This window comes from Marinobacter sp. L-46 (assembly GCF_056859535.1).
The window spans coordinates 1-20648 of sequence record NZ_JBSXOP010000072.1; the positions used below are offsets into that span (position 1 = coordinate 1).

Here is a 20648-nt window from a genome sequence, read left to right on the forward strand (position 1 = left end):
TTAACTTCCTATGGCTTCCTTCAGACCCCACCGTTGGCCAGTGACGCCCTTGCCAGTCGGATTGTCTTCCCCTCAGTCGGGGTGACGCCATCTTCTTTCAGATGGCCGGGTTTGCCGGCTTCGCCGGGCAAACAAAAAAAACGGGAGCCCAAAGGCTCCCGTTCTGAAACAAACTTAAAAGCTAAAACCTCAGCCCCCCGAAAGCGACTGCTCCGAAGGATCCAGCTCCATCTGCTGAATGGCAATCACCGCCTGGGTCCGGTTACGAACCCCAAGCTTGCGGAACACCGCTGTAATATGCGCCTTGATGGTCGCCTCTGAAACATCCAGATCATAAGCGATCTGCTTGTTCAAAAGCCCCTCGGCCAGCATACCCAGCACCCGGAACTGCTGCGGCGTCAGTGACGCCAGGCGCTCCGAGAAGTCCGTGGTCTCAGCCTGCATGCGTTCGATCTTGTCCGCTACGCCTTCCGGCAGCCAGACATCACCTTCCAGAACTGCCTGAATGGCCTCGGTAATGGTTGGCAGCGGTGCACTCTTGGGAATGAACCCGGAGGCACCGTAGTCCACCGAACGGCGCATAACCTGCAAGTCTTCCGATCCTGACACAACCACCACCGGCAAGCCCGGGTACTGGCCACGCATGAACACCAGACCCGAGAAGCCGTGGGCACCCGGCATATTCAGATCCAGCAGGATCAGATCGGCATCCGGGTGCGACTCTACCGCCGCCTGCAGGGCCTTGATGCTGTCGACCTCTACGGTCTCGGCATCCGGCACCGCCTGATTGACCGCCTGTTTCAATGCTGCCCGAAACAACGGGTGATCATCAGCGACGATAATTGTTTGTGTCATTCAAAAGATTCCTCTCAGGTTAAGGGCTGTCGAGGGCCGGCGTTACCTGAACGCCCGGCTGTCGATCAGCTCATCCACTACGCCCGGATCAGCCAGGGTAGAAGTATCACCCAACTGATCGTGCTCGTTAGCGGCAATCTTACGCAAAATCCGGCGCATAATCTTGCCCGATCTTGTCTTGGGCAGTCCAGGCGCCCACTGGATCACGTCCGGAGAGGCAATCGGGCCGATTTCCTTGCGCACCCACTGCACCAGTTCTTTCTTCAGTTCGTCAGACGGCTCTTCGCCCTGAACCAGGGTTACGTAAACGTAGATGCCCTGCCCCTTGATCTCGTGCGGATAGCCTACAACAGCGGCTTCGGCCACTTTTTCGTGGGCAACCAGCGCGCTTTCAACTTCGGCAGTACCCAGGCGGTGGCCGGATACGTTCAGTACGTCGTCCACACGGCCGGTAATCCAGTAGTAACCGTCTTCGTCGCGACGGGCACCGTCACCGGTGAAGTACATGCCTTTGTAGGTGCTGAAGTAAGTCTGGATGAAGCGCTCATGGTCACCGTAGATGGTGCGCATCTGGCCCGGCCAGCTGTCCATGATGACCAGGTTGCCCTCGGTCTTGCCTTCCAGGATGTTACCTTCGTTATCCACCAGCGCCGGCTGTACGCCAAAGAACGGCAGGGTAGCGGAGCCCGGCTTCAGGTCTACTGCGCCCGGCAGCGGGGAAATCAGGATGCCGCCGGTCTCGGTCTGCCACCAGGTGTCCACAATCGGGCACTTGCTGTTACCGATCACCCGGTGATACCACTCCCAGGCTTCCGGGTTGATGGGCTCACCCACAGAACCCAGCAGCTTCAGACTGTCACGCTTGGTGCCGCTCATGCAGGACTCACCTTCAGCCATCAGGGCACGGATAGCGGTCGGTGCGGTATACAGGATATTAACTTGGTGCTTGTCCACCACCTGCCCCATGCGGGAGCTGTCCGGGTAGTTGGGCACACCTTCAAACAGCAGGGTGATGGCGCCATTGGCCAGCGGGCCGTACAGGATGTAGCTGTGGCCGGTTACCCAACCGAAGTCAGCGGTACACCAGTACACGTCACCATCGTGATAATCGAACACGTACTGGTGGGTCATGGAGGCATACACCATGTAACCACCGGTAGTGTGCAGAACGCCTTTCGGGGCGCCGGTAGAACCGGAGGTGTACAGCATGAACAGCGGGTCTTCCGCGTTCATCGGCTCCGGCTCGCACTCGGCCGAGGCGTTTTTCATCAGGTCTTCGTAGCGGGCATCGCGGCCTTCGGTCCAGGGCACCTGGTCGTTGCCGGTGCGGGTGACCACAATCACGCGTTCAACCTTGGCGTCTTCCTCATGCTTGAGGGCGGCATCCACGTTTTTCTTCAGCGGTATGGCACGGCCGCCACGCAGGCCTTCGTCGGCAGTGATCACCAAGCGGGATTTGCCGTTAACAACGCGGGCTCCCAGTGCTTCCGGAGAGAAACCACCAAACACCACCGAGTGGATGGCACCGATACGGGCACAGGCCAGCATGGCAACGGCAGTTTCAACAATCATCGGCATGTAGATGGTGACGACATCACCCTTCTTGACGCCCTGATCTTTCAGTACGTTGGCAAACTTACAGGTTTCTTCGTGCAGTTCGCGGTAGGTGACGTTGCGGGAAACCGAGGGATCATCGCCTTCGAAAATAATGGCGGTCTGGTCTGCACGGTCTTTCAGGTGACGGTCCAGGCAGTTGGCAGAGGCGTTCAGCACGCCGTCTTCAAACCACTTGATGGACAGGTTGTTGTAGTCGTAGGTGCTGTTCTTGACCTTGCTGTAGGGCTTGATCCAGTCCAGGCGCTTGCCGTGCTCGCCCCAGAAGGTGTTCGGGTCTTCTACCGACTGGCGATACATGGCTTCGTACTGTTCGCGGGTAACCAGTGCGCGATCGGCCACTTCCGGACTCACCGGATATACCTGTTTATCAGTCATTGTGCTCCCCCTATTAAGAGTCTGTTGTCATTATGGGTTTTCAAAATTCAGGGTGGTGGGACTTTATCAGTCCTTCTTAAGACAGATACCCGTAGTTCAACATGTGTGCCACTACACAATGAATTAGACTAACGTCCAAATGGCATTCTCATAAGGCAGTAATCCGGGCCAGGACAGGTGCCTGGCCGGGCCCGGTGAGGTAGCGGCTCAGGCCGCTTTTTTACGCTGGCGGGAAGATTTCAGGCTGTAGACCTTGCGCTCTTTCAGCGCATAGCGGTTCAGGCCGGCAAGGTGGATTTTGCGCAGGTAGTGCTGCCAGTCAATCGCCTTGGGATCAACCGGAAACAGGGCTTTGTCGGTCTGCCCCATCCGCTCGGCAAGGTCCTGCAGACGGTCGTTGCGGAACACATAATCCGGGGCGGTATAGAAACCGAAGATGGTCGCCAGGGACTGGGTGGTATCCAGGTTGCGCAGCCATTTCAGGTCCCGGGAGTTGCCCAGCAGTTTCAGCACCCGGTCTGTGATGCTCAGAGGCAGGCGAACGCCGCTCACCACCAGGTCAAACAGGCCCCGGTTTACGGCGACAAAGGGCTTGCTCGGCTGGCGGTAGAACAGGTGGTCATAGGCGGCATAGTTGGTTTTCGATTCTTCCATCAGGTGATCGATAAACTGGCCCAGGGTAACCGGGTTGGAACCGCCACTGCAGCACTGGTAGATGTGCTGTTCACCCGGCTCGGCCAGGGCTTCTGCCAGCCCCATAATGATGGCGTTGGCCACCAGGTCGACCGGTATAACATCAATAATGCCGGAGCGCTTGCCGGGGAACAGGGTGACCTTTTCGCGGGCGTAGGCCAGGATGATGGCATCAGCCACCTTGACCCCTTCAATCCAGCCGGGCACCGGTTCCTCCAGCGCACTTTCGATAATCGAAGGCCGCACGATGGTCAGGCTCCGCCCCTGCAGTGCTTTCATCAACAGCTGCTCGCCCAGCCACTTGGTGAAGGTGTAGGTGTCGCTCCAGCCATAGCGGTTGGCCTCGCGAATGCCCAGCTCCACCAGTTTTTTTTCCAGCGCTTTGCCGGTGTAACGGGAGCGGACATCCTCGATCTTGTCGTGCAGCAGTCGCACCAGGTCTTCAATCTCGTAATAACCTTCGGGCGATTGCGGGATAGCCTCGCCTGCCGGCTTGATCACCGCCTCGGCCACCTGCCCGGAGTTCATGCCATTCACATAGCAGGTGGATACCTGCAACACCGCCAGGGCAGGATTCATGCGGGCCAGCTGTGCGATGTTTTCCAGGCACAGGGTGTTGATGGTCAGCGCCTTGTCGAGTTCTTCCCGGAAATTCACACTGGCTGCGGAGTTGATGACCGCATCCAGCTCCATGGCCAGTTTGCGGCAGGCCGGCTCTCCCAGACCAAAGCCGGGCTCGGTGACCTCACCGGTTACACAGTGAATTCGATCTTCAAGGAAAGCATCGAATGCTTCGGTATCTGCCTCGCGGAGGCGGTCGAACACCGAGGATGTGGCGATTTCGTTCAGAAAGCGGCTGCGGGCATCCGGATGGCGCTTGTTGCCGCGGATAAGCAGATAGATACCACCGATATCCGGAACCGCCCGGATCAGCTTTTCCAGTACCACCTTGCCGAGAAAACCGGTTGTTCCGGTAATCAGCACTTTTTTGCCGCGTAACTGCTCCAGCACCCTTGACGATGCTTCACCGCCGCTGACCTGCCGTTTTGTCATGGTAGAACTCCTTCTCTGATCTTCACGTAGCCGGCAACGATGCCAGCAAACCGGTACCTGCATAATGCGGGCCACGAAAACGATATCGCTCAATTCTTGCACACCACAGGTGACAGGGTGGTGACAGACTGCAAACTTACACAACCCGGACCGACAATAAAATGACGAACCAAACTGCACATCATCAGGGCAGCTGCACGCTGCCGGCACACGGCTCTATTCCCGAATTCACACTTCAATTATTTATTGTCTGACACTCTTATTATAAATATTGACGCAGTTTGCAAAGCGTTGCAGAGCGTTACTTTGTGTATCCGGAAATGCGGCCTACTGCACATATTTCGACCACAGCCTTCTCTAAGCTCGATCCATCACAACCGATCACCGCACCGGCTTACGCCGGATCAAAAACCATAAAAACGGTGACGGCCCCAGGGAACAAGAACGAAGGCTGCAGTGATATGCGCGACAAATATAAATACATCGGCCCTGTTTACGACTTTCTGAGCAACCTCTACAGCGGCAAGAACATCCACCGCTGCAAAACCGCCATGCTGGACGTGGAAACCGTGAAACCCGGCGACCGCATCCTGTTTGCCGGCGTTGGCCATGGCCGCGATGCCATTCGCGCCGCCGAGCTGGGCGCCGACGTGACCGTGGTCGACCTGTCCGAAACCATGCTGCGCAAGTTTGCCGAAGCCCAGCACAGCGAGGCACCAAACCTGACCATTCGCCGGATTCACAGTGACATCATGAAGGTGGATGAATTCGAGCAATACGACATGGTGGTGGCCAACTTTTTCCTGAATGTTTTCGACGAAGACATGATGGTAAAAGTGCTGGAACACCTGATCCGGCTGGGCAAGGCCGATGCCAAAGTGGTTGTCGGTGACTTCTGCTACCCCACCGGGAACCTGCTGTCCCGCCTGTTCAAGAAGATGTACTGGTATATGGCGGTGTTTACCTTCTGGCTGTTTGCCAACAACGCTTTCCACAAAATCTACAACTATCCCGAACACATGCAGCGCCTTGGCCTGCAGGTAACGGAAAAGAAAAAGTTCAAGCTTCTGAACATGGACTGTTACTGGTCGATTCTCGGGCAAAAGCAGGCCTGACCCCTGCCCGCCGACCAAAACAATAACAACCGGATAACGGGAGCTTCACCATGACCGATCAGATTCTCGCACTCGACAGCGTCAGGGACCTGGCCGATGGCCAGTTCTCCTTCTCCGAGCGGGTTAACTACCTGAAAAGGTACGGAGCCCACACCCAGTCGTTCTCTACCCTGCAACCGGGCATGCAATACTTTGACGTGCCCGGCATGGGCTACATTGCCTACATGCGCAAATGGGGCGGCACCTTTGTTTTGTCTGACCCGGTCAGCGCGCCCGAACACTTCCCTGCCATCCTGGAACGCTTTCACCAGAAATTCCCAAATGCCTGCTACATCCAGGTATCCAAGCCGGTGGTGGATTTCCTGCACCTGCGCTTTGGCCTCTACGGCACCCAGTTTGGCAGCGAATCCCGGATCGACCTCCGTAAATGGAGCCTGAGCGGTAAGAAGAAGCAGATTCTGCGTACTGCCCTCAACCAGGCTGAAAAGAGCGGCATTACCGTTAAAGAACGGTTCAGTGACGACCACACCCGGGAAATTTCCGAGGCCTGGATTCGTACCCGCAAGTGCAAAAGTAATGAAATCCGTTTCCTGATCCGGCCGATGGAAATGGAGTACCGGGAGAACGAGCGCCACTTCTACGCCTACCAGGACGACAAGGCGGTGGGCTTTATCTACTTTGACCCGGTGTATCGCAACAACGAAATCATCAGCTACGTGCCCAATATTTCCCGGGCCAACGCCGATTTCCGCCAGGGTATTTTTTACACCCTGATGGCACATGCCATGGACGTGTTCAAAGAAGAAGGCGTGCCTTACCTGGATCTGGGCCTGATTCCGCTATCGCTGGATAAAACCACCGAGCACCAGGAAAGCCGGCTGCTGAAATCGCTGCTGCACGGCGTCTACGAGAAAGGAAACTTCCTTTATAACTTCAAGGGGCTGGAGTTCACCAAGTCACGCTTCCGCGGTGATGACTTCAAAACCTACTGCTGCCACAAACGAGCAATTCCGGCACTGGAATTCCTGGCCATGTTCAAACTGACCCGGCTGCTGTAACGCCGGGCCAGTGGCCAGTCACCTGCCCCACCGGAATTCCCATCTCAGCCAGGAACAGGTCCATCTGTGGCGCTACCTCGCCGGTAAAGCAGGCTTCCCGGACAACCGGCAGCCCGGCTTCCCTGGGTGTTTCCGCCTCAGGCAAGCGCCCGGCTTCCTCTAGCCAGTAGGCCACCCGTCGGGCAATCGCTTCACCAGACTCTACCCAATAGCGTACGTCCGGCAGGCTTTTGCGTAACCAGGGCAGCAACAGCGGGTAATGGGTACAGCCCAGCACCACGGTATCAACCCCCGCTTCCCGCAGCGGTTGCATGGCCTGGTCCAGATCCTGTTGAGGCGGCTCGGCACCAGACACCAGGGCTTCGGCCCAGAGCACCAGGCCCGGACGCCCCAACCGAACCACCTGGCAATCCACCGCAAACTCGCGCACCAGGTCGTCCAGGTAAGGTCGCCGCACCGTAGCCGGGGTAGCCAGCAAGCCGATGCGCCGGTTTTCACTGCAGGCGGCGGCGGGCTTCACCGCCGGCACCACTCCCACCACCGGAATGTCCGTTCTGGACCGCAGGCTGGGTAAGGCCACGGTACTGGCTGTGTTACAGGCAATCACAATGACATCGCAGCGCCACCGGGCCAGGCACTCCATGATCAGGCCACAGCTGCGCTCGATCACTACCTGCTCCGGTTTATCGCCATAAGGAAAACCGGCGTTGTCAGCCAGGTAAACAAGCTCGGCCCCCGGCAAGGCCTGGCGAATGCAGGACGCCACACTCAGGCCACCCACGCCGGAATCGAACACCAGTACCCTGGGACGTGCATCAGCCATGGTCAGTTACCCGACCCACCAGCGATTTCCTTTTTCATGGCACTGATCAGGCGGCCGGCAATGGTGGTTTCCGGCGGGATCGGCGGATGCTCCTCCGGCGTGAACCAGCCGGCTTCGGCCAACTCGTCTTCCTGCAGCTTCAGCTCGCCACTTTTATAGTCTGCCAGGAAGCCCACCATCAGCTGATGGGGAAACGGCCAGTGCTGGGAAGCCTGGTAGCGGACATTGGTCACTTCCAGGCCGGTTTCTTCCATCACTTCCCGGGCCACGGCCTGCTCCAGGCTCTCGCCCGGCTCCACAAAACCGGCAATCAGGCTGAAGAAATTTCGGGTTACCCGGGCCGACCGGGCCAGCAGAAAACGATCATTCCGGCGAATCACAGTAATGATGCAAGGGGCAATCCTGGGGTACCAGGGAATGTTACACCGGCCACACCAACGGGCGCGCTCCCGGGGATGCGGCCCCGTGCGCTCGCCACAGCGTCCGCAATAGCGATGGTCCTGCCACCACTGCCACACCTGGAAACCGGTACTGAGCAGTTCGGAGGGGGCATCAGGCGTATGCAACATGGCCTCGCGCAGGCTCAGGGTTTCCAGCCCGGGCAGGCCGGTGTCGGGCAATGCCGTCACATATAGCCTTCGGCCGCCGACGGTGCCAAGCATCAGGGCTTCCGGCCGGCTGTCACCCATTTCGGGGCCGCCCCAGGTCAGAAACCAGCCGTCACCGGGTTTGAGAATGCTGTTACCGGCAAACGCCAGTAACAGGTCACCCGGCTCCGGCCCCTGTTCAGACCAACCCGGTACCCATTGCATGTTTTGATCGACCATACCCTTGCCTTGTACCTGCAGCGATTACGTTCCGTGGCAATGTACCACATCACATTCACCGGCCAGAATCGGCATAGCGCTTTCCGGCCCCGCTCCAACCCGTTAAACTTGGCGCCTGTTTCCAGCACCGGAGTAGCACCTTATGCGACTTTATCAGGGTATTCGCAGCCTGATCCTGTCTCTTTTCCGCAAGATCCTGTTCCTTTGGGTCAGGACGGATGTCAGCGGCAACACCCTTGAAGCCCTCGGCCTCGATCCGCAGAAGCCGGTGTGCTATGTGCTGCAATACAGCTCGCTTTCCAGCCGACTGGTGCTGGAGCAGGAAGTCATCCAGGCCCGGCTGCCCGGTGCCACGCCGGTCCTGCCCGTCAAGAACGGGACATCCCATTCGTTTTTCTTTCTGTACAAGCGGATTGGCGGCCTGTTCCGCGGCGGCCGGCACAAGCCCGTTCCCACCAGGGAATTCGGTGACCTGGTCCGATTCGGGCTGGAACACCCCGAGCAGGACGTACAGATTGTTCCGGTTTCCCTGTTCTGGGGTCGCTCTCCGGACAAGGAAAAATCCCTGGTGAAGTTGCTGCTGTCTGACACCTGGTCTGTCGCCGGCCGTTTACAGAAGTTCCTGATTATCCTGGTCCACGGGCGCAACACCTACGTGCAGTTCAACCAGCCGCTGTCACTCAACCAGGTGGTTGAGGAATACCGGGATAACGAGCAGAAAGCCAACCGCAAACTGGCGCGCCTGCTGCGCACCCATTTCCGTCGGGTACGCCAGGCGGTACTGGGGCCAGACCTGTCCCACCGCCGCACATTGGTGGAAGGCCTGGTACGCACCCAGGCGGTAAAAGAAGCCATTCGCGAAACCGCCGCCAAGGACGATATTCCCCCGGAGAAAGTCCGGGCCAAGGCCTACAAGTACGCCGATGAAATCGCCGCCAGCATGTCCATTGTCACCATACGCTTCCTGGAACTGGTGCTGGCCTGGTTGTGGAACCGGATCTACAACGGTATTGCCATCAACAACATCAAGGTGGCCAAGGAAACGGCACAGGACAATGCCGTGGTCTATGTGCCCTGCCACCGCTCCCACATCGACTACCTGCTGCTGTCCTACGTGCTGTACAAGAACGGCCTGATGCCGCCGCACATTGCTGCCGGCATCAACCTGAACATGCCCGTTGTCGGGCCGATCCTGCGCCGTGGCGGTGCCTTCTTCATGCGCCGCAGTTTCCGTGACAACCCCCTGTACGCCACCGTGTTCAACGAATACATGCACGTGATGTTCACCCGGGGTTACTCGGTGGAATACTTCGTGGAGGGCGGCCGCTCCCGCACCGGCCGCATGCTGGCCCCCCGGCCCGGCATGCTGTCGATGACGGTGCGCAGCTTCCTGCGGGATCACCGCAAACCGATTGTCTTTGTACCGGTGTATATCGGTTACGAGAAAGTGATGGAAGGCCGGTCTTACCTGGGCGAACTCCGGGGCAAGAAAAAGCAGAAGGAAAGCGTATTCGGGCTCGCCAAGACCGCCCGCAAGCTCACCAACTCCTTTGGCCGGGTAGCGGTCAACTTCGGCGACCCGATTCCGTTAGCCGAGGTTCTGGACAACGTACACGACAGCTGGCGCGAAGAGGCCTACGATGCGGAGTTCAGGCCATCCTGGCTGCCGGATGCCGTTGACGCCCTGGCCCAGCGGGTTGCCAGCAACATCAACGCCTCGGTTGCGGTGAACCCCATTGGCATGACCGCCACCGTGCTGCTGGGCACCGAGCGCCTGGCCATGGACGAAGGCCAGCTGATCCGGCTGCTGGACCAGTACGCGAGCCTGCTGAAAGCCCGGCCCTACGCCGGCACCGTTACCCTGCCCGAGGGCAGTGGCAAGGACTGGGTGGCCTACTGTGAAGGCATGGGGCTGGTGTCCCGCCAGCCACAGAAGCTGGGAGACATCATCGGCCTGGAAGGCACCAACGCCACCCTGATGACCTACTACCGCAATAACATCCAGCACCTGTTTGCCCTGCCAGCCCTGGTTGTCAGCCTGTTCGAAAACAAGTCCAGCCTGCGCCGTGACAAAATCGTCTTCCTGGCCAGCGTGGCCTACCCCTACCTGCAATCAGAACTGTTCCTGAAATACTCGCAGGACGAGATCGAATCCGTCATTAACGACTGGATTGATGTGCTGGTTGACCAGGGCCTGCTGGTGACCCTGGACGACGAACGCCTGAGCCGGCCGGAGGAAGGCACAGAAGCCATGCTGCGGGCGCGTATTTTGTCCCGGTTTATTATCCAGACCCTGGAGCGTTACCACATTGCCCTGGGCATTCTGCGCAAATACGGTTCCGGCAAGCTGACCGCCGCCGAGCTGGAGGAACAGAGCACCCTGCTGGCCGAGCGGATGTCTATCCTGTTCGGGCTGAATGCCCCGGAATTCTTCGACAAGACCCTGTTCCGGAACTTCATTGCCAACATGCAGAAGGAAGGAGTTCTGACCACCGACGACAACGGCCTGCTGTGTTATGGCGAAGGCCTGGATGAGGTGGCCGAGGATGCTCGTCTGGTGTTGAGTGTAGAGAAACGCCAGGCCATCCAGCAGGTCACCATGCTGGACGCCTGAAGCCGGTTGCCGGTTTGGGTCAGCCTCAGGCCGGCAGGGCTTTCAGGGAATAGATATCGTAGCGGCTGCTCTTGCCTTCGATGCGGGTAGCCGGTTCCAGACCTTCTACGGCCGGGGCCTTGCGGGGGCGTTTGACCACCACCCGGTAACGGGCAGCCTTCAGTGCCGCTTGCAGTAATTGAGCTGAATCATCGTCGTCGCCCACCACCTGCCGGAACACCTGCATTTCTTTTTTCACCAGGGCCGACTTGTCCCGATGCGGGAACATCGGGTCCAGGTACACCACATCCACCGATTCCGGGTCAGCCTTCACCAGCCAGTCAATGGAGCTGCCGGCTTCCAGGGTCATCCTGGCCACAATTGGCGAACAGTCCGGATTCAACGCAGCCCGGGCCAGACCATCGGCCAGCAAGGCGTGGATCACCGGGTTTCGCTCCAGCAAGGTGACGCGGCAGCCGAGGCCTGCCAGTACAAAGGCGTCCTGCCCCAACCCGGCCGTGGCATCCAGAACGTGTAAACCTGCGCGGGTCTTCTGCAAGCCCACGGCCCTGGCGACCAGCTGGCCCGTACCGCCACCGTGTTCCCGGCGATAACCCATCTTACCGGTAACAAACTCGGCCCGTACCGGGCCAGGCGCACCTTTACCGGTAATCTGAAGGGCCAGACCCTGGTCGTCGGAATACAGCAGAATGGAGTAATCACGAACCTGTTGCGGCTTGACGACACCCAACCAGGGCAATACCAGTTCCTCGGCCAGCGCTCGGGCCTGGTGCTGGTCGCCCAGCGGGCTGCAGGCCACCGCAAGGGTGCCTGGCACGGAGGAAGGCTCAGTCACGGCCTGGCAGCTTTTTCCAGGCGACTTCATCGCGGATATAAACCGGCTGGGCCTGCTCCGCCGGCACCGCCTCACCCTGGCGGTAGCCCTGTTCCGCCAACCGGACAACTTCACAGGCCCGGGGTACCAAGGTGTCATCAACCACAGCGACGGTTTCCGCTACATCCGCAGGCATGTCACCGGCGAAGGCCCAGCCGGAACCAACACCGATCCAGCGATCTGCACTGACATCCGGCAGGCTGACTGCCGATGGCGGGCATACCCGCTCGTCTGCCAGCAACACCGGCAGGCCGTCACAGCACTGGAAAGTGCCCCAGTAGACTTCACCCATGCGGGCGTCGAAAGCTACGGCTACGCAGGCCCCTTCGGGCAATTGATGCTTGTCGATGGCTTGCAGCGCAACAGCAGCCAGGGAAGATACCGGCACCACAGGGATATCCAGCCCCCAGGCCAGGCCCTGAACCACGCCGGTGGCAATGCGTAAGCCGGTGAAAGAGCCCGGCCCCCGGGCAAACGCCAGGGCATCCAGGCCAGAAGGAGTGAGCCCCTGCTCCGCGAGTAACTCACGCACCATGGGCATCAGAAGACGGGTGTGGCCCCGGGGGGCCACTTCAAAGCGCCCGGTAATATGGCCATCCAGCCAGAGCGCGGCGGAGCAGCCTTCGGAAGACGTATCCAGTGCCAGTAACTTCACAGAATCAGTGCCTCCGGGGCCGCTCCGGCCTTGATATTACTTGAGTTGAGACAGGATCTGGTCGCGGATGCTGTCCAGGCTGCCAACACCTTCTACGCGCACGTACTTGGGTGCTTCAGACGGCGCCTTACCGGCCCAGTCCTGATAGAAACCGATCAGCGGAGCGGTCTGGTCGTGGTAGATACCCAGGCGCTTGCGTACAGTTTCTTCCTTGTCGTCTTCACGCTGAACCAGCGGCTCGCCGGTTTCGTCGTCTTTGCCTTCTACCTTGGGCGGATCGTATTTCACGTGATAGATGCGACCACTGCCTTCGTGCACACGACGGCCAGACAGGCGGCTGACAATTTCTTCGTCCGCTACGGCAATCTCGACCACGTAATCAATGGCAATGCCCTGTTCCTTGAGCGCTTCGGCCTGGGGAATAGTGCGCGGGAAACCGTCCAGCAGGAAGCCGTTCTTGCAGTCCGGCTGCTGGATGCGCTCTTCGATCAGCGCGATGATGATGTCATCAGACACCAGGCCGCCGGAAGCCATGACTTCCTTTACCTGCTTGCCCAGCTCGGACTCGGCTTTGACCGCGGCCCGCAGCATGTCACCGGTGGAGATCTGGGGGATCTCGAAACGCTCGGTAATAAACTGGGCCTGGGTGCCCTTACCCGCGCCTGGCGCGCCTAACATAATGATTCGCATAACGTTGTGCTCCCGTTGTCTTATATTATCGTTTGAAAAACTGCGGCAAAGACCCCTGCCTTTGCGGCAACCTCTCAACAGGATTCCAGTGGGTTAACGGCACACCTGCCCAGAATCGAGGCCGCATTATACGAAGTCAGACCCCGCATAGAAAGTCGACCTCCGTATCATTGGATGAGTAACTGACTGAACTCAAGGTTCGAGGGGGGTTATCAGGGCGTCCAGATCCGCCGACAAACTGCTGATTTCCTGCTGCACTTCTTCCAGTGCCACCGACCCCAGGCCAAGGGCATCGGTCAGTGCCGGTATATCATCCGGGCTGAGCTCGTCGCCGATCCCGCGCTTTTTCAGCAGGCCGTTGGCCAGCAAAACCATCCGCACGTAGTCTTCATCAGCGCCCTGATAGTCCGGGCTCTGGTGCAGGCCTGCGGCCTTGATGACCGGCTCCGGCAACTGCCATAAGCGGTACAGCAATCCGCCCAGGGTCGCATGCCCCATGGGTACGGTGTCGCCACCCTCGCCGGAGCCAAACACTTCACGCTCCAGCGAACGCATGTCGCTTTCCGGATTGATTTCCCGCAGCGCCTGCAATTCACGGAATTCGGACGGATACAGCCAGGCAATCAGCAGCAAACCGAAGTTGTGGAGCAGGCCGCACAGGTAGGCCATATCCTGGTCAAGCTCCAGCCGCTCCGCCAGTGCACGGCACATAAACGCGCAGTACAGGGAGTGGTGCCACAGGCTGTTGATGCCCAGCGCGCCGTCCCGGGCAACCCTGAACGAACGCACACCGGCTGCACCGCGGGCCACATGGGCCAGACGGTCCGCCCCCAGCAATTCTATCGCCTCCGCCAGGGATCCGTTCTGGCGGGTCTGCCCGAACAATCCGGAACGGGCGTACCTCAGTACCTGGGCCGCCAGGCCCGGGTCGATACCGACCAGGTTCGCCAGTTCATCACCGTGTTGCTCCGGGTCTTGTGCCAGTTCCGCCATCCGGCCGGCCAGTGCCGGCATGGGCGGCAACCGGGTAAGGCCTTTCAGGCGGTCTGCCACCTTGTTCAGGGTCGGGGTGGCATCGGCTTCATCATCGCCGCCGTTACCCGCTTCATTACCGGTGAAATCCATTCTCCGGGCGTTGCCCAGGGCACGCTTGAATTCCTCGCCAGCCATTTGTATCAGAACCTGCTCACTGCCCGAGGTAAAACACACTTGCCGGGCACCGTAGATGTCTTCATCCACCAGCACGTCCAGGTCCCAGGCCGCGCCCACCGGCGGAATAAAGCCGGGATGGCAATCGTCAAAGAAGCTGGCGGCCTGCAAAGGCTCCAGCTTCTGCAAGGGCCGGCCCGTGAACTTGCGCAGCTGCGCAAGCGATGGCGGATTTCCGGCACGGTGCACCACCATCAACAGGCCGCTTACATCGATCAGTACCGTGGCCACGGCAAAGTCAGCCGCCTGCCCGGACGCCCTGATCGCCTCATCCAGGTTGGTAACCGGCGCGATATCCACCGGTGTCCAGGCCAGCCCACGGTGGGCGAGGTATTGTTCCAGTCGCTCGGATACGTTCAAACGCCTTGTCTCCCGGGCCTCAGCCCGTGTTACGCATGCCGGCAGCAATGCCGGCCATGGTGACTTTCAGGGCCCGCTCTACCATCTCCGGCACCTCGCCTTTGTCTTCGCTTTCCCGGTCACGGCGCAGCAGTTCCGCCTGCAGGTAGTGCAGCGGATCTGTGTAGGGGTTGCGCACTTTCATGGAGTGGGCGAACACCGGTTCGCCTTCCAGCAGATCCTGCTGCTCCTTGAGCTCCAGCAAGCGCGCAATGCATCCGGTCAGCCGTTCCCGAAGGCTGGCGCCCAATGCCTTTAGCTTGTCGTCTTCCACCAGGGTCTGTTCGTAATAGCTGGCTATGCGCAGGTCGGCCTTGGCCAGTACCATCTCGAGCATATCCACGTAGGTGCGGAAGAACGGCCAGCCACGCATCATTTCCCGAAGCTCCGGCAGGCGATCCGCCTTTGCTGCTTCCTCCAGGGCTACATCGCTGCCCAGCCAGCTTGGCAGCATCAGGCGCATCTGGGTCCAGGCGAAGATCCAGGGGATCGCCCGCAGGCTTTCCACACCCCCCGTGGGCTTGCGCCGCGCCGGACGGCTGCCCAGGGCCAGTTTGCCCAGGGCCGTTTCCGGCGTAACCTGGCGGAAATAAGGCACAAAATCCGGATTCTCCCGAACCACATCCCGATAGGCCTTCAGGGACCTTTCAGTCAGCCAGTCCATGGTTTCGCGCCAGCTGTCTTCCGGCTCCGGTGGCGGCGCCAGGGTGGCCTCGATAACCGCCGTGGTGTACAGGGTCAGGCTCTGCACCGCCAGCCGAGGCAGGCCGAACTTGAAGCGGATCATCTCGCCCTGCTCGGTAATCCGGAAACTGCCATTTACTGACCCCGGGGGCTGGGACAGGATCGCCCGGTTGGCAGGACCACCACCCCGGCCTACCGTACCGCCGCGGCCATGGAACAGGGTCAGGTGCACGCCATACTGGCCAGCCACCCGGGTCAGCTTCTCCTGGGCCTGGTACTGGGCCCAGGCGGCCATCAGCTGGCCTGCGTCCTTGGACGAATCCGAGTAGCCGATCATCACTTCCTGACGGCCCTGACAGTATTCGCGATACCAGTCCACCTCGTACAGGGCGGCCATGCTGTCCGGCGCGCCCTGCAGATCGCTCAGGGTTTCGAACAGTGGCACGACCCGCATCGGGAACTTCATGCCGGCTTCCCGCAGCAGCAGGATCACACTCAGCACATCCGACGGCGTGCTGGCCATGGAAATCACATAAGAGCCCAGCGCTTCCGGGGTTTGTTGTGCCACGACTTCACAGGTTGCAAGCACTTCCCTGACGGGCTCGGAGGGTTCCCAGTTTCTGGGCACCAGCGGCCGGCGGCCCTGCAGTTCACGCAACAGGAACTCCTGGCGCTGCTGCTCCGGCCAGGACGAGTAATCACCCAGCCCCAGATACTCCACCATTTCCGCGACGGCTTCGGCATGGCGGGTGGCTTCCTGGCGGATATCCAGCCGGATCAGCGGCAGCCCGAAGGTGTGGGCCCTGCGAATGGTGTCCAGTAGCGGCCCGTTGGCGATGTGCTCAAGGCCGCATTGCACCAGCGAGCGGTAACACAGCTCCAGCGGTGCGGTCAGGTCTTCGTTTTCAAACAGGATATCGGTGCTGTCGGCCGGTTCGCCTTTGACGCTGGCCTCGGCCCAGTCCCGGGTGCGGATCAGCCGGTCCCGTAACTGTGCCAGCACCTGGCGGTACGGCTCTCGGGAGTCACCGGTGACTGCCTGCAATTCATCACTGGCCTGCCACATCGAAAGTTCCGCCCGCAGGGCCTGGATATCACGCAGGTACAGGTCGGCCGCCATCCAGCGGCCAAGCAGAAATACCTGCCGGGTCACATCGTGGGTGACGTTGGGGTTGCCATCCCGGTCGCCGCCCATCCAGGAGGCAATCTGTACCGGTGTCGCCTGCAACGGCAGCCCCTTGCCGGTGGCATCTTCCAGGGAAGTATCCAGGCTACGCAGAAACTTCGGCAGCGCCTGCCACAGGCTGTTTTCGATCACCGCAAACCCCCACTTGGCCTCGTCTACCGCGGTGGGCCGCTCGTGGCGGATTTCGTCGGTATGCCAGGCTTCGGCGATCAGCTGCGACAGGCGGTCGGTGACTTCACCCCGCTCCGCCGGCATCAGGTCGTCGTGGTCCAGGCGGGCCAGGCAGTCCGACATTTCATCGTATTTCAGGATCAGGGTACGGCGGGCCACTTCGGTGGGGTGTGCGGTAAGCACAAATTCAATACGCAGGTCGGCCACACGGCGATGCAGTTCTTCCGGGTCAACGCCGCCGGATTTCAGCCGGTCGAAAACTTCGCTCAGGGATTCCACCATCAGGTCAGACGGGTGCCCCTGCTTGCGCCGAATACCGTGATACTGTTCGGCCAGGTTGGCCAGGTTGAGAAACTGGTTGAAAGCCCGGGTAACCGGCAGCAATTCGTTATCGCTGAGCTGGCGCAGCAGGGTTTCAAGCCGCTGGCCGGAACCGCTCTCCTGGCGGCGATCGGCTTTCGCCGCCGCCCGGATTTCCTCGATCAGGTCGAAGCACTCCTGCCCCGGATGCTGCAGAATGCTCTGGCCGAGCAGTTCACCCAGTAAACGTACGTTCTCTCGCAGATCGGGATGCAGTTCTGTCACAGCGGGTTCCTTCTGTAGGGCGTAATCGGGAGAGAGTTACGATACTAAGGATTGCCCGGGAAAGTCTATCAGGCCTTGGGGTTACCCTTTTTCCACGCCCTTGACCCGCTGCCAGATGGCATCCAGCGCCTCCAGGCTTTCTTCGTCCATGTCACGCCCCTCGGCGGCCAGGATCTCTTCAATGGCCCGGAAGCGCATTTCGAATTTGCGATTGGTGCGCTTGAGCGCCTGCTCCGGATTCACTTTCATGAACCGGGCCAGGTTCACGCACACAAACAGCAGGTCGCCCAGCTCGTCTTCCACCGCATCGCGCTCGCCGGTGCCGTCTTCGGCGGCCTGCCAGGCTTCCTTCAGCTCGTCGATTTCTTCGTGCAGCTTGTCGAACACAGGGCCGATATCCGGCCAGTCAAAGCCGTGGCGGGCAGCGCGGCGCTGCAACTTCTCGGCCCGGGCCATGGCCGGAAGCGTGCGGGCGATGCCGTCAAGGCGGCTGACCAGCGCATCGGCATCCGGCGCAGGCTTCTGCGCCCGCTCTTCCGCCTTGATGCGCTCCCAGCTTTCCTTGATCCAGGCTTCCGTGGGCCGGTTGTCCGGGTCTATCCGGCTTTCCAGGGTACCTTCCGGAAACACATGGGGATGCCGGCGGATCAGTTTGCGCACCAGGTTGTCGACAATGCCATCGAAATCAAAGTGGCCCTCCTCCTGCCCCATCCGGGCGTAGAAGATCACCTGGAACAGCAGATCCCCCAGCTCGTCTTTCACATGGGGGTAATCGCCCTGCTCGATGGCATCGGCCACCTCGTAGGCTTCCTCGATGGTATGGGGCACGATGCTGGCGAAGGTCTGCTTCGTATCCCACGGGCAACCGGTGTCCGGCTCCCGCAGGCGCGCCATCAGGGTTTTCAGGTCGTCGATGGAATAGCTCATCCGCGCTTTCGCCTTACGTCGATGATGTTCGGCAGGTTACGGATCTGCGCCAGCAACCGCGCCAACTGTTCCAGGCTGGAGATTTCCACGGTCACCAACATGGTGGCGGTGTTCTCGTCTTTATTGGTCTGGGTATGCAGCGACATGACATCACTCTTGGACGCCGACAGCACCTGGGTGATATCCCGCAGCAATCCTGACCGGTCGTAGGCCTCGATCTCGATATCCACCGGATACACCGCGGCCGGCTGGCCACCCCAGTTTACTTCGATGATCCGGTTGGGCTCGAATTCCTTCAGGTTCAGGAAAGTCATGCAGTCCTGACGGTGCACGGTAACGCCCCGGCCCACCGTAATGTAGCCACCAATCGGGTCACCCGGCAGCGGCTTGCTGCACTTGGCCACCTGGGTTTTCAGCTTGCCCACACCCAGAATCTGGATATCCGATTCGGTGTCGTAGGCTTTTTTGCGGTTGCCGGTGAGTTTGAGATCCAGCTGCTCGGTTCTCGGCTCCAGCATCTGCTGGGCCACGTTGGCTACATGGGTGGGGCGCAAATCACCGGCGCCAACCGCTGCAAACATGTCTTCGGTGGAGTGGTAGTTGACCTTCCTGGCCAGGTCCGTCAAATCCACGTCATAGATCGACAGCCGTTTGAATTCGTCTTCCAGGATTGCCCGGCCATCCGCAATGTTGCGGTCCCGGTCCTGCTGTTTGAACCAGTGGGTGACCTTGGCCCGGGCCCGGGAGGTCTGGATATAGCCCAGGCTCGGGTTCAGCCAGTCCCGGCTTGGCGCCGGGTTGTTGGAGGTCAGGATGAACACCTGGTCGCCGGTTTTCAGCGGGTAGGTCAGCGGCACAATCCGGCTGTTCACCCGGGCGCCCCGGCAGGCATGGCCAATTTCGGTATGCACGCGATAGGCGAAGTCCACCGGCGTGGCGCCCTGGGGCAGGTCCACCACATGGCCTTCCGGGGTAAACACATACACCCGGTCCGAGGCGACATCGGATTTCAGGTGGTCCGCCAGCCCGGACAAGTCACCCAGCTCTTCCTGCCACTCCAGTACCTGGCGCAGCCAGTTGATCTTGGCATCGTAGCCGGAGGACTTGTTGTTCTTGTCGGTACCCTTGTACAGCCAGTGGGCACAAACACCCAGTTCAGCTTCTTCATGCATGGCATGGGTACGGATCTGTACTTCCATCACCTTGCCCTCGGGGCCGATCACCGCCGTATGCAGGGACTGGTAACCGTTTTCCTTGGGGTTGGCGATGTAGTCATCAAACTCGTTGGGGATGTGCCGCCACAGGGCATGCACGATACCCAGTGCGGCGTAGCAATCCCGCACTTCCGGCACCAGAATCCGCACCGCCCGGACATCGTATACCTGGGAGAAATCAATGCCCTTGCGGCGCATTTTGCGCCAGATGCTGTAGATGTGCTTGGCCCGGCCACTGAGGTCGCCCTTGATGCCGGAAGCCTTCAGCTCGGTCTGCAGGGTATCGATCACCCGGCGGATATAGCCTTCACGGTCGAGCCGCTTTTCATCCAGCAGCTTGGCGATTTTCTTGTAGGCGGAAGCATGCAGGTAGCGGAAAGACAGGTCTTCCAGTTCCCACTTGATATGGCCGATACCCAGCCGGTGGGCCAGCGGCGCGTAGATGTCGAACACCTCCCGGGCCACCCGCATACGTTTTTCTTCCGGGGCGTCTTTCACCGCCCGGATGGCGCAGGTTCGCTCCGCCAGCTTGATCAGGGCCACCCGCACGTCGTCGATCATGGTGACCAGCATCTTGCGCACGTTGTCCAGCTGGCCTTCACTCTGGCCCAGCACGTTGCCCTTGAGCGGATGGTGAACCGACGAGATCGCCGCCATCTGCTGGACACCGTTGATCAGCCCGGCGACTTCGTCGCCGAATTCCTTTCGGATTTCTTCCAGGGCGACCCGCTCTTCCCGAACGGCCCGATAGAGTACGGCAGCCACCAGGCTGGCCTGGTCCAGGTGCAGTTCCGCCAGCACCTGGGCCATTTCCAGCCCGGTACGGAAGCTGCTGGAGCCGGGCGTCCACAGGCGGTCCTCGCGGAACGCCTGCAGTGCAATCAGGGCCGCTTTCTCGCAGGCCAGTCGCAGCTGGTCCGGTTTATCCAGGTGCGTCAGCTCGGCAATGTGCTGAACCCAACGGTCAATATCCACTTCACCGTCGCCGGTTACCCCGTACTCTTCCCTAACTTTAACCATAGCA

General features: G+C 60.1%; 15 protein-coding genes. 3 read left to right on the plus strand and 12 right to left on the minus strand.

The window, feature by feature from the left end; all coding sequences use genetic code 11:
* Positions 1 to 189 precede the first annotated feature (189 nt).
* From AC13DJ_RS11520 to AC13DJ_RS11530, 3 genes are all read right to left on the minus strand, one after another.
* On the minus strand, positions 190 to 855 hold the full coding sequence (locus AC13DJ_RS11520) for a LuxR C-terminal-related transcriptional regulator (protein ID WP_022988856.1): 666 nt from the start codon (positions 853 to 855) through the stop codon (positions 190 to 192).
* Positions 856 to 897: 42 nt separating this feature from the next.
* A complete protein-coding gene (acs, locus tag AC13DJ_RS11525) occupies positions 898 to 2847 on the minus strand; it encodes an acetate--CoA ligase (RefSeq protein ID WP_482933045.1) in 1950 nt (649 codons plus the stop codon).
* Positions 2848 to 3054: 207 nt separating this feature from the next.
* The gene (locus tag AC13DJ_RS11530; RefSeq protein WP_482933046.1) at positions 3055 to 4593 is read right to left on the minus strand and encodes a fatty acyl-CoA reductase; all 1539 of its coding nucleotides are present in this window, start codon (positions 4591 to 4593) and stop codon (positions 3055 to 3057) included.
* A 461-nt stretch (positions 4594 to 5054) separates the two neighbouring features.
* Here AC13DJ_RS11530 and AC13DJ_RS11535 point away from each other — a divergent pair, with 461 nt between their 5' ends.
* Together AC13DJ_RS11535 and AC13DJ_RS11540 are read left to right on the plus strand one after the other, a co-directional pair.
* A complete protein-coding gene (locus AC13DJ_RS11535; protein WP_058340275.1) occupies positions 5055 to 5708 on the plus strand; it encodes a class I SAM-dependent methyltransferase in 654 nt (217 codons plus the stop codon).
* Positions 5709 to 5758: 50 nt separating this feature from the next.
* Positions 5759 to 6766 carry a DUF2156 domain-containing protein gene (locus AC13DJ_RS11540; protein ID WP_094624692.1) on the plus strand — a complete coding sequence of 336 codons (1008 nt, stop codon included), beginning with the start codon at positions 5759 to 5761 and terminating at the stop codon, positions 6764 to 6766.
* Here AC13DJ_RS11540 and murI read toward each other — a convergent pair.
* Complete coding sequence (gene murI / locus AC13DJ_RS11545; RefSeq protein WP_482933047.1) at positions 6744 to 7589, minus strand: glutamate racemase; 846 nt, start codon at positions 7587 to 7589, stop codon at positions 6744 to 6746. The two genes, AC13DJ_RS11540 and murI, sit on opposite strands and share 23 nt — an antisense overlap.
* 2 nt (positions 7590 to 7591) lie before the next feature.
* The gene (gene nudC, locus AC13DJ_RS11550) at positions 7592 to 8416 is read right to left on the minus strand and encodes an NAD(+) diphosphatase (protein ID WP_482933048.1); all 825 of its coding nucleotides are present in this window, start codon (positions 8414 to 8416) and stop codon (positions 7592 to 7594) included.
* A 142-nt stretch (positions 8417 to 8558) separates the two neighbouring features.
* Between nudC and plsB the strand changes: the two genes are divergently transcribed.
* Complete coding sequence (plsB, locus tag AC13DJ_RS11555; RefSeq protein WP_474540107.1) at positions 8559 to 11030, plus strand: glycerol-3-phosphate 1-O-acyltransferase PlsB; 2472 nt, start codon at positions 8559 to 8561, stop codon at positions 11028 to 11030.
* Positions 11031 to 11055: 25 nt separating this feature from the next.
* On the opposite strand, the gene AC13DJ_RS11560 is transcribed toward plsB, so the two are convergent.
* The 7 genes from AC13DJ_RS11560 to relA form a co-directional block, all read right to left on the minus strand.
* A complete protein-coding gene (locus AC13DJ_RS11560) occupies positions 11056 to 11895 on the minus strand; it encodes a class I SAM-dependent methyltransferase (protein ID WP_482933049.1) in 840 nt (279 codons plus the stop codon).
* Positions 11858 to 12559, minus strand: coding sequence for a tRNA (adenosine(37)-N6)-threonylcarbamoyltransferase complex dimerization subunit type 1 TsaB (gene tsaB / locus AC13DJ_RS11565; RefSeq protein WP_482933050.1), 702 nt, complete (start codon positions 12557 to 12559; stop codon positions 11858 to 11860). The genes AC13DJ_RS11560 and tsaB overlap by 38 nt, the downstream gene beginning before the upstream one ends.
* A gap of 36 nt (positions 12560 to 12595) precedes the next feature.
* Positions 12596 to 13249 carry an adenylate kinase gene (adk, locus tag AC13DJ_RS11570; protein ID WP_022988866.1) on the minus strand — a complete coding sequence of 218 codons (654 nt, stop codon included), beginning with the start codon at positions 13247 to 13249 and terminating at the stop codon, positions 12596 to 12598.
* A 192-nt stretch (positions 13250 to 13441) separates the two neighbouring features.
* The gene (locus tag AC13DJ_RS11575) at positions 13442 to 14818 is read right to left on the minus strand and encodes an HDOD domain-containing protein (RefSeq protein ID WP_474540110.1); all 1377 of its coding nucleotides are present in this window, start codon (positions 14816 to 14818) and stop codon (positions 13442 to 13444) included.
* Positions 14819 to 14837: 19 nt separating this feature from the next.
* Positions 14838 to 17483, minus strand: a complete 2646-nt coding sequence (gene ppc / locus AC13DJ_RS11580; protein WP_482933051.1) for a phosphoenolpyruvate carboxylase — start codon at positions 17481 to 17483, stop codon at positions 14838 to 14840.
* 81 nt (positions 17484 to 17564) lie between these two features.
* Positions 17565 to 18410, minus strand: a complete 846-nt coding sequence (mazG, locus tag AC13DJ_RS11585; protein ID WP_199456328.1) for a nucleoside triphosphate pyrophosphohydrolase — start codon at positions 18408 to 18410, stop codon at positions 17565 to 17567.
* Positions 18407 to 20644: a GTP diphosphokinase gene (gene relA, locus AC13DJ_RS11590; protein ID WP_482933052.1), complete on the minus strand. Its 2238-nt coding sequence runs from the start codon at positions 20642 to 20644 to the stop codon at positions 18407 to 18409. The genes mazG and relA overlap by 4 nt, the downstream gene beginning before the upstream one ends.
* Positions 20645 to 20648 lie beyond the last annotated feature (4 nt).